Annotated in this window: 11 protein-coding genes; 2 read left to right on the top strand and 9 right to left on the bottom strand. The window is 71.8% G+C overall.

Going from position 1 to position 11,707, the window contains the following annotated elements; translation table 11 throughout:
- Positions 1–76: 76 nt before the first annotated feature.
- The 4 genes from ACIHAR_RS28605 to ACIHAR_RS28590 form a co-directional block, all read right to left on the bottom strand.
- Entirely contained in the window at positions 77–1,414 is a 1,338-nt protein-coding gene (locus ACIHAR_RS28605; protein WP_400022502.1) for a LamG domain-containing protein, read from the bottom strand.
- A gap of 428 nt (positions 1,415–1,842) precedes the next feature.
- On the bottom strand, positions 1,843–2,307 hold the full coding sequence (locus ACIHAR_RS28600) for a hypothetical protein (protein WP_400022501.1): 465 nt from the start codon (positions 2,305–2,307) through the stop codon (positions 1,843–1,845).
- A 65-nt stretch (positions 2,308–2,372) separates the two neighbouring features.
- Positions 2,373–4,295: an AMP-dependent synthetase/ligase gene (locus tag ACIHAR_RS28595; protein WP_365460706.1), complete on the bottom strand. Its 1,923-nt coding sequence runs from the start codon at positions 4,293–4,295 to the stop codon at positions 2,373–2,375.
- A gap of 236 nt (positions 4,296–4,531) precedes the next feature.
- Positions 4,532–5,818, bottom strand: coding sequence for an acetyl-CoA C-acetyltransferase (locus tag ACIHAR_RS28590; RefSeq protein ID WP_400022500.1), 1,287 nt, complete (start codon positions 5,816–5,818; stop codon positions 4,532–4,534).
- 107 nt (positions 5,819–5,925) lie between these two features.
- Between ACIHAR_RS28590 and ACIHAR_RS28585 the strand changes: the two genes are divergently transcribed.
- Positions 5,926–7,233 carry a 3-oxoacyl-ACP reductase gene (locus ACIHAR_RS28585; RefSeq protein ID WP_400022499.1) on the top strand — a complete coding sequence of 436 codons (1,308 nt, stop codon included), beginning with the start codon at positions 5,926–5,928 and terminating at the stop codon, positions 7,231–7,233.
- On the top strand, positions 7,233–8,081 hold the full coding sequence (locus tag ACIHAR_RS28580) for a MaoC/PaaZ C-terminal domain-containing protein (protein WP_400022498.1): 849 nt from the start codon (positions 7,233–7,235) through the stop codon (positions 8,079–8,081). Before ACIHAR_RS28585 ends, ACIHAR_RS28580 begins: the two co-directional genes overlap by 1 nt.
- Positions 8,082–8,117: 36 nt before the next feature.
- On the opposite strand, the gene ACIHAR_RS28575 is transcribed toward ACIHAR_RS28580, so the two are convergent.
- The 5 genes from ACIHAR_RS28575 to mqnE all read right to left on the bottom strand — a co-directional run bounded on the left by ACIHAR_RS28575 (position 8,118) and on the right by mqnE (position 11,707).
- A complete protein-coding gene (locus ACIHAR_RS28575) occupies positions 8,118–8,762 on the bottom strand; it encodes a TetR/AcrR family transcriptional regulator (RefSeq protein ID WP_365460698.1) in 645 nt (214 codons plus the stop codon).
- Between the two features lie 38 nt (positions 8,763–8,800).
- The gene (locus tag ACIHAR_RS28570; RefSeq protein ID WP_365460696.1) at positions 8,801–9,103 is read right to left on the bottom strand and encodes a DUF4229 domain-containing protein; all 303 of its coding nucleotides are present in this window, start codon (positions 9,101–9,103) and stop codon (positions 8,801–8,803) included.
- 85 nt (positions 9,104–9,188) lie between these two features.
- Positions 9,189–9,713, bottom strand: coding sequence for a GNAT family N-acetyltransferase (locus tag ACIHAR_RS28565; RefSeq protein WP_365460694.1), 525 nt, complete (start codon positions 9,711–9,713; stop codon positions 9,189–9,191).
- A 43-nt stretch (positions 9,714–9,756) separates the two neighbouring features.
- Positions 9,757–10,410: a UdgX family uracil-DNA binding protein gene (locus tag ACIHAR_RS28560; RefSeq protein WP_365460692.1), complete on the bottom strand. Its 654-nt coding sequence runs from the start codon at positions 10,408–10,410 to the stop codon at positions 9,757–9,759.
- 133 nt (positions 10,411–10,543) lie between these two features.
- Complete coding sequence (gene mqnE, locus ACIHAR_RS28555) at positions 10,544–11,707, bottom strand: aminofutalosine synthase MqnE (RefSeq protein WP_365460690.1); 1,164 nt, start codon at positions 11,705–11,707, stop codon at positions 10,544–10,546.

The raw sequence follows: 11,707 nt of genomic DNA, 5'->3' as shown, positions 1-11,707 counted from the left end.
TGCGCAGACCGCCGCGTCTGCTGCGTTTCGTAGTGGTGAGGACAACTCGCCAGGAGCTGTCCTCACCTCGTATCGGTCAGTCGCCCACGGTTTCCTCGAACTGTGCCCCGTCAGCCATCGCACCGGCCCACACGCGCACCTCGGCGATTCGACCAGGGAGGTAGTGCTGCCATGCACTGCCCGTGAGGCCCTTGCCGACGGCGAAGTCACCCGAGCCGGGCTTCGCGGTGAACGCCTGCGCGTCGCCGTTCTGCTCATAGCCGACGTACAGACTGATCGTGCCCGCCGGGGCGTCGAAGACCCCGGTCAACCGGACCATGCCGTCGGTCACCGCGGCTGCCACGGATTCGACCGCGCTGAACGTGCCGGTCGCGTCGAGCCGACCGAAGTGCCAGAAACCCACGGGAACCGTCTTTTCCTCGGCGGTGTCCGGGTCCAGCACGTCTTCCATGCCCGTCAACTCGTACCACAGTCCCCAGGCCGACCCGTCCGCTGTCCGCTGCCCCACCACCTGCGCGGTGTAGCCGACTTGCTTGCCGACGAGCTTGTCGGCGTCCAGGGAGGCCAGTGCCGTGACGGTGAAGGATCCTGTGTCATCCACCACCGGCCCGGTTGCGGTGGCCGCATCGTCCACACCGTCCAGGACGATCGACTCACCGTCGAGCGAGGCCCCTCCGGCCAGGGTCATCGGCCGGCCGTAGCCCGAGGTGTTGTCCGCGATGGTGCCGCCGCTGCCCCGGTCCGCCGACCAGTCGGCAACCAGCTCTACACCCGCGTACTCATCGGATGTCATCAGCTGGGCTTCGCCGGCGATTGCGTCCGCCGGCAGAGCCCACCGCCAGACGGACACCTCATCCACAGAGCCCTGCAGGTAGTCCGTGTAGGCATCAGCCCATATACCCCGGCCGATCTGCAGCGGACCCGTCGCCTTCCACACGGTCCCGGCATCGACGCTGGCCTGCAGAACACCGTTCAGGTAGAGACTGATCTTCTTCGTCGCAGCGTCGTACACCCCGGCCACATGAGTCCACACACCGCGTGGCGTAGCCCGCTGAGCAGAGGCCTTGTGGATAGCTCCTCCGCTGTCCAGCACGCTCATGCTCCAGGTGTCGCCTCCACCACCCGCATACGACAAACCGAACGGGATGTACTTCTTCCCGAAGGGGCTGCCGCTGTCGGGTGTCTGGGTGAGGACCGTCATCGTGCGTGAGACGCCGGCATCGATACGCACCCAGGCAGAGACCGTGTAGTAAGCGGAGGTGTCCAGCACCGTGCCGGCCGTCGCCGCGTACGAGGTCGTCCCGTTCAGAGACAGGCCCTTGTCCGTCACCGGGGTCGCCAGCGGCGCACCCGTGGCATCGTGCGTCAGCAGGCCCCTGCGCCCCCGGTCGTCGCGGACTGCTGCTCCACTCAACGCTCCCCTGCCACTTCCACTCGCTGACCGGACTGCGCGGCTTCGGCCAGCGCCTCCTGCGCCTCAGTCAGAGACGCGGGATCGGATTCCGCCGTCGGTGATGCAACCGCCTGCTGGACCGGCAGTGCCACCATGCCCAGCACCACCGCGAAGGCAGCGGCCTTAACCCCCGCCCCCCGGCGCCTCTTCCAGCCGGGATGCTCTGGAACGCCGCCGTCGACCCGCCCTCTCAGCACTGAACCCCGCCCCCAGAGTCACAAGATCTTCAAATAGGGATCACATTCAAAGGTCGGCATCACGTTGCGTCAAGGGGTAATCACCCTGCGCAAAATGTCCCCTGTCACCCCAGAAGCGGACAACCGTTCGAACTTGCGTCGCAAAAGCAGCGCTCATTTCGAGCCATCAGTCGGGCTGGAACCCGGCGCCGTTCACGGGTACTCCGCCAGCACCGTCGGGGCCGCCAACGCCGCCTCGAACAACCGGCGTTCGAAGGTGAACGGGCCGATCGCCAGCTCACCCCACTGCTCGCGGTGCGGCTGGCGGAAGGACGACCAGGCGACCGTCGACGCCGTCACGGCGATGCGCGCCGTGAGGGGCCAGCACTGCCAGATCCCGCAGGGGCAGCCGAGCAGCGGGGCGCTGTCGGCGGCGGTCAGGAAGTGGTCGGGGCGGTCGGCGAAGTCCGCGACTCCGAGGCCGTCGTGCTGGTTCCGTACGGTCTCGGCGATCTCCGCCTCGTCGTCCTCGAACTCGCCCTCCAGCTCCCGTCGCCACAGCTCATACGTGGCCTCGGCCGTGTGGTCACGGAGGTCCCTGCCGTCGACCCGGATGCCCCAGACAAGGGACGCGGGGTTCTCGGCCCACGGGTGGTGGAGGAACTCGATGGTGTTCACCGGCCGTATCCTCCCGGGACCGGACCCGCCCCGCGAACGCATTTCCGCGTTACCGCGTTGCCGCGTCACTGCGGGTACAGCCCCTCCACCTGTTCCGCGTAGTCCCGCAGGATCGCCTCGCGCCGCAGCTTCATGGACGGGGTGAGGTGGCCGTCGAACTCGCTGAAGTCGCGGGGGAGAACCGCGAACCGGCGGATGGACTCGGGCCGCGAGACCAGCTTGTTCGCCTCGTCGATCGCCCGCTGGAGGACCGCGTTCAACTCCTCGTCGCCGATCAGCAGCTCCGGCGGGACCGGGTGCTTGCCGTTCATCTGGCGCCAGTGGGTGAGGCCGTCGGGGTCGAGGGTGATGAGGGCGGAGACGTAGGGGCGGCCGTCGCCGAGGACCATGGCCTGGGAGATCAGGGGGTGGGAGCGGAGCCAGTTCTCCAGCGGGGCGGGGGCGACGCTCTTGCCGCCCGCCGTGATGATCATTTCCTTCTTGCGGCCGGTGATGGTCAGGTAGCCCTCGTCGTCCAGTTCCCCGAGGTCGCCGGTCGCGAGCCAGCCGTCGGGGGCGGCGGGGACCACTCCGCCGGCCGCCGGGTCCCAGTAGCCGCGCAGCACGTGCTCGCCCGCCACGAGGATCTCGCCGTCTGCGGCGATCCGGATCTTCGTGCCGGGCAGGGGCCAGCCCACCGTCCCCAGGCGCGGCTTCAACGGCGGGGTCACCGTCGACGCGCCGGTCGTCTCCGTCAGGCCGTAGCCCTCGTAGATCTCGATGCCCGCGCCCAGGTAGAAGGCGCCGAGGCGGCGTCCCAGCGGTGAGCCGCCGCAGATGGCGTGGCGGACGCGGCCGCCCATGGCGTTGCGGATGCGGCGGTAGACCAGCGGGTCGTAGAAGGTGCGGGCCGCGCGGAGGGTGGCGCCGGGGCCGTGGCCGGTGCCGGTCTTCTGGGCCTCGACGGCCTCGCCGTACCGGACGGCCGTGTTCGCCGCGCGGTCGAAGGTGCTGAGCCGGCCGCTCGCCTCCGCCTTCGCCCGGGCCGTGTTGAAGATCTTCTCCAGCATGTACGGGATGGCGAGGAGGCAGGTGGGTCTGAACGCGGCGAGGTCCGGCAGGAGTTCGTCCGCCTTGAGGCTCGGGGAGTGGCCCAGGCGGACGCGGGCGCGGACGCAGGCGATGGCGACCATCCGGCCGAAGACGTGGGACATGGGCAGGAAGAGGAGGACGGAGAGGTCCTCGGTGGACGACTTGAAGACCGGGTAGAGCAGTTCGATCGCGTTGTCGACCTCGGCGAAGAAGTTGCCGTGGGTGAGCGCGCAGCCCTTGGGGCGGCCCGTTGTGCCGGAGGTGTAGATGAGGGTGGCGAGGGTGTCCGGGACCAGCATGCCCCGGCGGACGTCGACTTCGGCGTCGGGGAGGTGCTCGCCGAGCTCGCCGAGGCGCTCGACGTGGCCCTTCTCCATCACCCAGATGTGCCGGAGGTCGGGCAGCCGGTCGCGTTCGGGGCCGACGGCCGCCGCCTGCCCGACCGTCTCGGTGACCAGGGCGACCGCGCCGGAGTCCTGGAGGATCCAGCGGGTCTGGAAGACGGAGGACGTGGGGTAGACGGGGACGGTGACCAGGCCGGCCGCCCAGGCGGCGAAGTCGAGCAGCGTCCACTCGTACGTCGTGCGGGCCATGATGGCGATTCGGTCGCCCGGCATCAGGCCCTCGGCTATCAGCCCCTTGGCGACCGCGTGGACCTGTGCGGCGAAGCGCTGCGCCGTGACGTCCGTCCACGTGCCGTCCTGGCCCCTGCGGCTGAGGACGACCGCCTCCGGTGCCGCGTCCGCGTTCTCGAAGGGCAGGTCGGCGAGCGACCCGTAGGTCACCGGGCGGGCGAAGGCCGGTACGGAGGCCTCGCGGACGGCGCCGTCCAGGCGTCGCGTCTCGGGCTCCACGAGGGCGGGGGGAGCGTCGTAGTCGATGTAGCCCTCGGCGTTGGCGGAGTACGGCGTGGACACGGGCGGCTCCCTGGGCGTGCAGCTCGCGAAACTGCTGGCTGCATGAAGTACGTGCCTCGAGGGTCGAGGCGTTCACGGGGTTGGCCCCCAGAAAAGGGGTTACCGCCGGTTAGGTAGGGGATCGTACGGGGCTGACGTGTGGGGCCTGTGTATGTTCGGGGACGATCCGGGGCCGGGGGTGTGCAACCTCGGGGGGTATGTGAGTGACTCTCAGGTTCGTTGTGGCCCGGCCCCGTTCACGCTCGCTCCAGGACGGCCGTCACTCCCTGGCCCCCGGCGGCGCACACCGAGATCAGGCCGCGGGACGGCACCTCGCGCTCGGCGAGCAGTGCGGCGAGGGTGGCCACGATGCGGGCGCCCGTCGCCGCGAAGGGGTGGCCGGTCGCGAGGGAGGAACCCGCCACGTTCAGCCGTTCCCGGTCGACCGGGGCCAGCCCGCGTTTCTCCCAGGCCGCCAGCGTGGCCAGCACCTGGGAGGCGAACGCCTCGTGGATCTCGACCAGGTCGAAGTCCTCGATGCCGAGCCCGGTCCGCTCCAGCATGCGCGGCACGGCGTACGCGGGCGCCATCAGCAGTCCGTCCTCGCCGCCGGCGACGTCGCCGCGCACGAAGTCCACGGCCGCCGTCTCGTACGCGGTCAGGTAGGCCAGCGGTTCCAGGCCGCGCGCGTCGGCCCACTCCTCCGAGGCCAGGAGCACCACGGCCGCGCCGTCCGTCAGCGGGGTCGAGTTGCCCGCCGTCATCGTCGGGCCGGGGGCGTCGAGGCCGAACACCGGCTTCAGCTCCGCCAGTTTCTCCACCGTCGAGTCGGGGCGCAGGTTCTGGTCGCGGTCGAGGCCGCGGAAGGGGACGACCAGATCCCGGAAGAAGCCGCGCTCGTAGGCGGCCGCCAGCCGCCGGTGGCTGGCCGCGGCCAGTTCGTCCTGGGCCGCGCGGCCGATGCCCCAGGCCCGGGCGGTCACCGCCGCGTGCTCGCCCATGGACAGGCCGGTGCGCGGTTCGGCGTTGCGCGGGATGTCGGGGATCAGGTGGGAGGGGCGCACCTGGGCGAGAGCCTTGAGGCGGGCGCCCGTGGACCCGGCCCTGCGGGCCTCGAGGAGGATGCGGCGCAGGCGGTCGTTCACGCCCAGCGGGGCGTCGCTGGCGGTGTCGGCGCCGCCCGCCACGGCCGACTCGGTCTGGCCGAGGGCGATCTTGTTGGCGGCGGCGACGACCGCCTGCAGTCCGGTGCCGCAGGCCTGCTGGATGTCGTAGGCCGGGGTGCGCGCGTCGAGCTTCGAGCCGAGGACGGTCTCGCGGGCGAGGTTGAAGTCGCGGCTGTGCTTGAGGACGGCGCCGGCGACCAGCTCGCCCACGGCTCCGGGGGCGTCCAGCCCGAAGCGGGCCACCAGGCCGTCGACCGCCGCCGTGAGCATCTCCTGGTTGGAGGCGGTGGCGTACGGGCCGTCGGAGCGGGCGAAGGGCACGCGGCTGCCGCCGACGATCGCGACGCGGCGGGCCTCCGGCCGTTTCACGAAGCTCATCTCGACCTGCTCCTCACCTTCGATAGGCTTACCATCGGTAACCTTACTCTAGAGTAAGGACTGTCGCCTCGACCCGGCACAGCCACCGGAACAGCTAGGAGTTGGACGTGGCCGACCGCTATCTGAGCTTCACCGCCACCGCACCCGGCCGCTTCCTCACCCGGCGGCTCGGCCTCCCGCAGCCGGCGGCGCTCAGGCGCTGGTCACCCGAGTACCCCGACCTCGACGGCGGCCTGCTGCACCTCACGGCCGGCCCGTCCACGCTCGACCTCGCCCCCGTCCTCGCCCGTACCGGACCGGGCACCCGCTCCCCGGATCCGGTCGCCGCCGTCGTCCTCGACGCCACCGGCGTCCGGGACGTCGACACGCTCGCCGAGGTGCACGCGGCCCTGCACCCGGTCGTGCGGTCGGTCGCCGCGAGCGGGCGGGTGGTGGTGCTGGGCGCGCCCCTCGACCCCGACGACCACCACCAGGCGGCCGTCCAGCAGGCCCTGGAGGGCTTCACCCGCTCCCTCGGCAAGGAGATCGGCCGGGGCAGGACCGTGAACCTGGTCCGGCTGACCGACGCGGCCGCCGCCGAGTCCACCCTGCGCTTCCTCCTCTCCCCCCGGTCGGCCTACGTCAGCGGCCAGGTGATCGACGTGGGGGCGGGGCCGGTGGCCGAGGGGCCCATCGACCACCACCGCCCCCTGGCCGGCCGCACCGCCCTCGTCACCGGCGCCGCCCGGGGCATCGGCGAGGCGGTCGCCGAGACCCTCGCCCGCGACGGGGCCCGGGTCGTCGTCCTCGACGTACCGCGGGCCGAGGAGGACGCCCGCCGGGTCGCCGAGCGGCTCGGCGGCACCGCCCTCGCCCTCGACATCACGGCCGCCGACGCCGGCGAACGCATCGCCGCCGCCCTCCCCGGCGGACTGGACGTGCTGATCCACAACGCGGGCGTCACCCGCGACCGGCGGCTGGTCAACATGCCCGCCGACCGCTGGAATTGCGTGCTCGACGTGAACCTCGCGAGCGTCCTGCGCACCACGGACGCGCTGCTCGCCGAGGGCGCCCTGCGTCCGGGCGGGCGGATCGTGGCCACCGCCTCCATCGCCGGGCTCGCCGGGAACGCGGGCCAGACGAACTACGGCGCGAGCAAGGCGGGCGTCGCCGGACTGGTCCGCGCCCTCGCGCCGCGCGCGCTCGCCGAGCACGGGGTGACGGTGAACGCGGTCGCGCCCGGCTTCATCGAGACGAGGATGACGGCCGCGGTGCCGCTGTTCATCCGGGAGGCGGGACGCCGTATGAACTCCCTCGCCCAGGGCGGGCTGCCCGTGGACGTCGCCGAGACCACGGCCTGGCTCGCGCATCCGGCCTCCGGAGCGGTCAACGGGCAGGTCGTACGGGTGTGCGGCCAGAGCCTGCTGGGGGCGTGATGGCGACCCTGACGAGCCCGCCCGCCCTCGCGCCGCTGCTGGCCCGCGGCGCACTCCTGTCCCCGTTCAAGCGCCCGCGCCCGGACGCCGACTACCCCCGCGCCCGCCTGCTCCTGCCCGGCCTGCGCGTCGACCTCGCCCGCCTGGCCGCCTACGAGCGGGTCTGCGGCTTCCCCACCGGCGATGACTGTCTGCCGGTCACCTATCCGCACGTCCTCGGCTTCCCGCTGGCCATGCGGCTGATGAGCGACCGGGCCTTCCCGCTGCCCCTCCTCGGCCTCGTCCACACCTCGATCGAGATCACCCGGCACCGGCCGCTGCCCGCCACCGGCAGCTACGAACTCGCCGTGCACGTCGACGCGCTGGCCCCGCACCACCGGGGCACCGAGGCGACCGTGGTCACCGAGCTGCGGGACGGCGGGGAGACGGTGTGGGAGTCGCACAGCACCTACCTCGCACGGCACCGCACCCGGCGGACACCCCCGGCCGCGCGGCCCGCACACCCCGCGTCCGGCCCCCTCCCCGTCCTCGAGGAGTGGCGGCTCGCCGCCGACGTGGGCCGCCGCTACGGCGCCGCGTCCGGCGACCGCAACCCCATCCACCTCCACCCCCTCACCGCCCGCCTCTTCGGCTTCCCCCGGGCCATCGCCCACGGCATGTGGACCGCGGCCCGCTGCCTCGCCGCCCACGGCACCCCACCGGCGGTGCGGGTACGGGCCGACTTCCGGGCACCGGTGCTGCTGCCGGGGACGGTGGCCTTCGCGGCGGACGGGAGTCGGTTCGAGCTGCGGGGAGCGGGAGAGGCGGGGCGCGTCCATGTGAGCGGGCGGGTGGACCGGCTCGCGTGACCGCGCGCGGCCTCACGCGGCGCCTTCGGCCGGGGCCTACGCCTCCGGCGGGGACCAGCGCCGGTCCGCCATGAGGTTGCCCAGACCCGCCCACGCGAAGTTCATCAGCGTGGTCGCCGCCTGCCGGGCCGTGACGCCCTCGGTGGTGTTGGCCCAGGCGGCCAGGGACTCCGCGGCGCCGACCAGGGCCTCGGCGAGGCCGGCGACCTCGTGCTCGGGGAGGTCGGGGTCCCGGTGTGCCTCGCGGGCGGCGACGACGATGAGCTGGGTGACGAACGCGACGATCTCCGCGCGCATCGCGGCGACCTCGGCGGCGAAGGGCTCGCCGTGGGTGCGGGCCTGCAGGTGCAGGACGGACCAGGCGTGCGGGTGCCGCGCGGTGTGCGCGAAGAACGCCAGCAGGCCGTCCCAGAGCTGGCGGTCGGCGGGCAGGTCGGTGTGGACGCCCGCGCGCACCGCCCCGACGAGGGCCTCGGCCTCCCGCCGGATGCAGGCGGTGAAGAGGTCTTCCTTGGAGTTCAGGTACAGGTACACCAACGGCTTGGACACGCCCGCCAGTTCGGCGATCTCGTCCATCGACGCGGCCATGTACCCCCGCCGACCGAAGATCTCCACGGCTGCGTCCAGCATCTGCTGCTCACGGACCGCACGCGGCATCCGCTTGGTCTTCACGGCACCCATGGGAGCAAGGGTAGTTGGGGCCGTTGGGGGCGACTCCCCTAGGAAGTGCGGCCCTGGGCACGGGTGGCGGAGTCGATCGCCTCGTCCTCCTGCGCCCGGTTGGCCTCCAGGCCGGCCTTCATCCGGTCCACCCGGCGCACGACGGTCTCCGAGGCGCGGTCGCGCTCCTTGCGCAGCACCACGAAGCTGATCGGGGCGGAGATCACCAGCGCCAGCAGGATGATCCACATGCCGTTGGACTCGCCGAGGCCGCGCGGGACGACACCGAAGTAGACGAGCCCCCAGACGGCCACGAGGCAGCCTACGAAGACACCGAGGCGCATCAACGTGTAGCGGAGCATCTCAATCCACTCTTCCGATTCCAAAAGGGGGCCGTTCTCCAGTGAAGCACGCCGAACGGCCGATCTTGCAGCGGGGGGCGAGCGCTCACGTCAGCGGCAGCAGCATGGTGATGTCGTCCCGGTCGTCCCCCGTCGCCACGCGGATCGCCCCGGGCACGCGGCCGACCTCCTTGTAGCCGCAGGAGCCGTAGAAGTGCTCGAGGCCGAGTCCGCCCCGGCAGGTGAGGCGTATCGCCTCGATCCCGTCGCACGTGCGGGCCGCGTCCGCGGCCGCGGCCAGCAGGTCGCGGCCGTAGCCCCGGCCCTGGTGCCTCGGGTGCACCATCACCGTGTACAGCCACACCCAGTGGGTCATCAGCCGGTGCGTGTTGAAGGTGAGGAACGCGGTCGCGGCGACCTGCCCGGCCTCGTCGTGCCCGACGAGCAGCCGCGTGCGCCCCTCGGCCATCTGCGCGAAGTGCCGCACCAGTTCGGGCCGGATCACCTCCCGCGTCACCGGCGGCACGAAGCCGACGGCGCCGCCCGCGTCGGAGACGTCCGTCCACAGGTCGAGGATGCCGTCGCGCAGGACGGGGGTGACGGCGGGGTCGAGAGTGAAAGTAAGGGACACGCCACGATCGTAGGCCTTACGAATCCTGCGATCATCGTGTTTCTCACGACAGTGCGCGGGCCGCCACCTCCAGGTCGGCGACCAGGCCCCGGTACGCGGCCTCGCGGTCGTCGGAGCGCAGCACCGACGACGGGTGCACGGTCGGCACCAGCCGCTCGGGGCGGCCGTGGATCTCCCTCTCCAGTACCGTCCCGCGCACCTCGCCGACCTTGAACGACGAACCCAGCAGCGCCTTCCCCGCCGTCGCCCCCAGCACCACGATCAGCTCGGGCTCCACCACCGCCAGCTCGGCGGCCAGCCACGGCCCGCACGCGGCCGTCTCCCGCAGGCTGGGCGACTTGTGGATCCGGCGCTTGCGCGGCTCGGCCTGGGTGAACTTGAAGTGCTTGACCGCGTTGGTGACATAGACCTCGCCCGGGTCGATGCCGGCCTCCGCGAGCGCCCGGTCCAGCAGCTTCCCCGCGGGGCCGACGAAGGGCCTGCCCTGGCGGTCCTCCTGGTCGCCGGGTTGCTCGCCGACGAGCATCACCCTGGCATCGGCCGCCCCCGCGCCGAACACGGTCTGCGTGGCGTCCCGGTGCAGCGGGCAGCCGCGGCAGCCTGCGGCGGCTTCGCGGAGGGCGGCGAGATCCGCACCGTCGGGGACGAATGGTTCCGCGGTGTACTGGTCCTCGGGGGCGGTCGTCCTGGGACTCATCACCGCCGAGTACCCCTCGTCCCCGGCGGCGAACGACGGAGACCTGCGGACCCGTGGCCGACTGCGGGTCGTGCGTGGCTGGTCGCGCAGTGCCCCGTGCCCCTCGGGCGGGTCCGGTCACCCCCCGTTCACGTCACACGCGCATCGGCTGCGGGGACTCGCGCCGGGCGGGGTCCGGGCCGTCGTACTCGCGGATGATCTCGTACCGCGTGTTGCGCTCCACCGGGCGGAAGCCGGCGTCGCGGATGAGGTCCAGCAGGTCCTCGCGGGTCAGCTTGTTCGGCGTGCCGTAGTTGTCGGCGTCGTGCGTGATCTTGTACTCGACGACCGAGCCGTCCATGTCGTCCGCGCCGTGCTGGAGGGCGAGCTGGGCGGTCTGGACGCCGTGCATGACCCAGAAGACCTTGACGTGGGGCACGTTGTCGAAGAGGAGCCGGGAGACGGCGAAGGTCTTCAGCGCCTCGGCTCCGGTCGCCATCTGCGTCCGCGCCTGGAGCCTGTTGCGGATCTTCCCGTCCTTCATGTCCACGAAGTCGTGCTGGTAGCGCAGCGGGATGAAGACCTGGAAACCGCCGGTCTCGTCCTGCAGCTCGCGCAGGCGCAGCACGTGGTCGACGCGGTGCCGCGGCTCCTCGATGTGCCCGTAGAGCATGGTGCAGGGGGTCTTGAGCCCCTTCTCGTGCGCCAGGCGGTGGATGCGGGACCAGTCCTCCCAGTGGGTGCGGTGGTCCACGATGTGCTGCCGGACCTCCCAGTCGAAGATCTCGGCGCCGCCGCCGGTCAGCGACTCCAGACCGGCGTCGATCAGCTCGTCGAGGATCTCGGAGGCGGACAGTCCGGAGATGGTCTCGAAGTGGTGGATCTCGGTGGCCGTGAAGGCCTTGAGGGACACGTTCGGCAGGGCGGCCTTCAGTTCCCGCAGCGAGCGCGGGTAGTAGCGCCACGGCAGGTTGGGGTGCAGCCCGTTGACGATGTGCAGCTCGGTGAGGTTCTCCGACTCCATCGCCTTGGCGAGCTTCACCGCCTCCTCAATGCGCATCGTGTAGGCGTCCTTCTCGCCCGGCTTGCGCTGGAACGAGCAGTAGGCGCAGGACGCCGTGCACACGTTCGTCATGTTGAGGTGGCGGTTGACGTTGAAGTGCACGACATCGCCGTTGAGCCGGGTGCGCACCTCGTGGGCGAGGCCGCCCAGCCACGCCAGGTCGTCCGACTCGTACAGCGCGATGCCGTCCTCACGGGTCAGCCGCTCACCGGAGCGGACCTTCTCCTCCAGCTCGCGCTTGAGCCCGACGTCCAT

It is taken from the genome of Streptomyces sp. NPDC052016, assembly GCF_044548445.1.
Taxonomy (GTDB): domain Bacteria; phylum Actinomycetota; class Actinomycetes; order Streptomycetales; family Streptomycetaceae; genus Streptomyces.
Note: the sequence above shows the minus strand (reverse complement) of the source record. Positions and strands in the feature narration are given on the sequence as shown.

Excerpts from the sequence above, each read along its gene's own strand:
- ACIHAR_RS28560 (WP_365460692.1), bottom strand. The coding sequence starts at position 10,410 with ATGAGTCCCAGGACGACCGCCCCCGAGGACCAGTACACCGCGGAACCA.
- ACIHAR_RS28590 (WP_400022500.1), bottom strand. The coding sequence starts at position 5,818 with ATGAGCTTCGTGAAACGGCCGGAGGCCCGCCGCGTCGCGATCGTCGGC.
- ACIHAR_RS28575 (WP_365460698.1), bottom strand. The coding sequence starts at position 8,762 with ATGGGTGCCGTGAAGACCAAGCGGATGCCGCGTGCGGTCCGTGAGCAG.
- ACIHAR_RS28580 (WP_400022498.1), top strand. The coding sequence starts at position 7,233 with ATGGCGACCCTGACGAGCCCGCCCGCCCTCGCGCCGCTGCTGGCCCGC.
- ACIHAR_RS28570 (WP_365460696.1), bottom strand. The coding sequence starts at position 9,103 with ATGCTCCGCTACACGTTGATGCGCCTCGGTGTCTTCGTAGGCTGCCTC.
- mqnE (WP_365460690.1), bottom strand. The coding sequence starts at position 11,707 with ATGGACGTCGGGCTCAAGCGCGAGCTGGAGGAGAAGGTCCGCTCCGGT.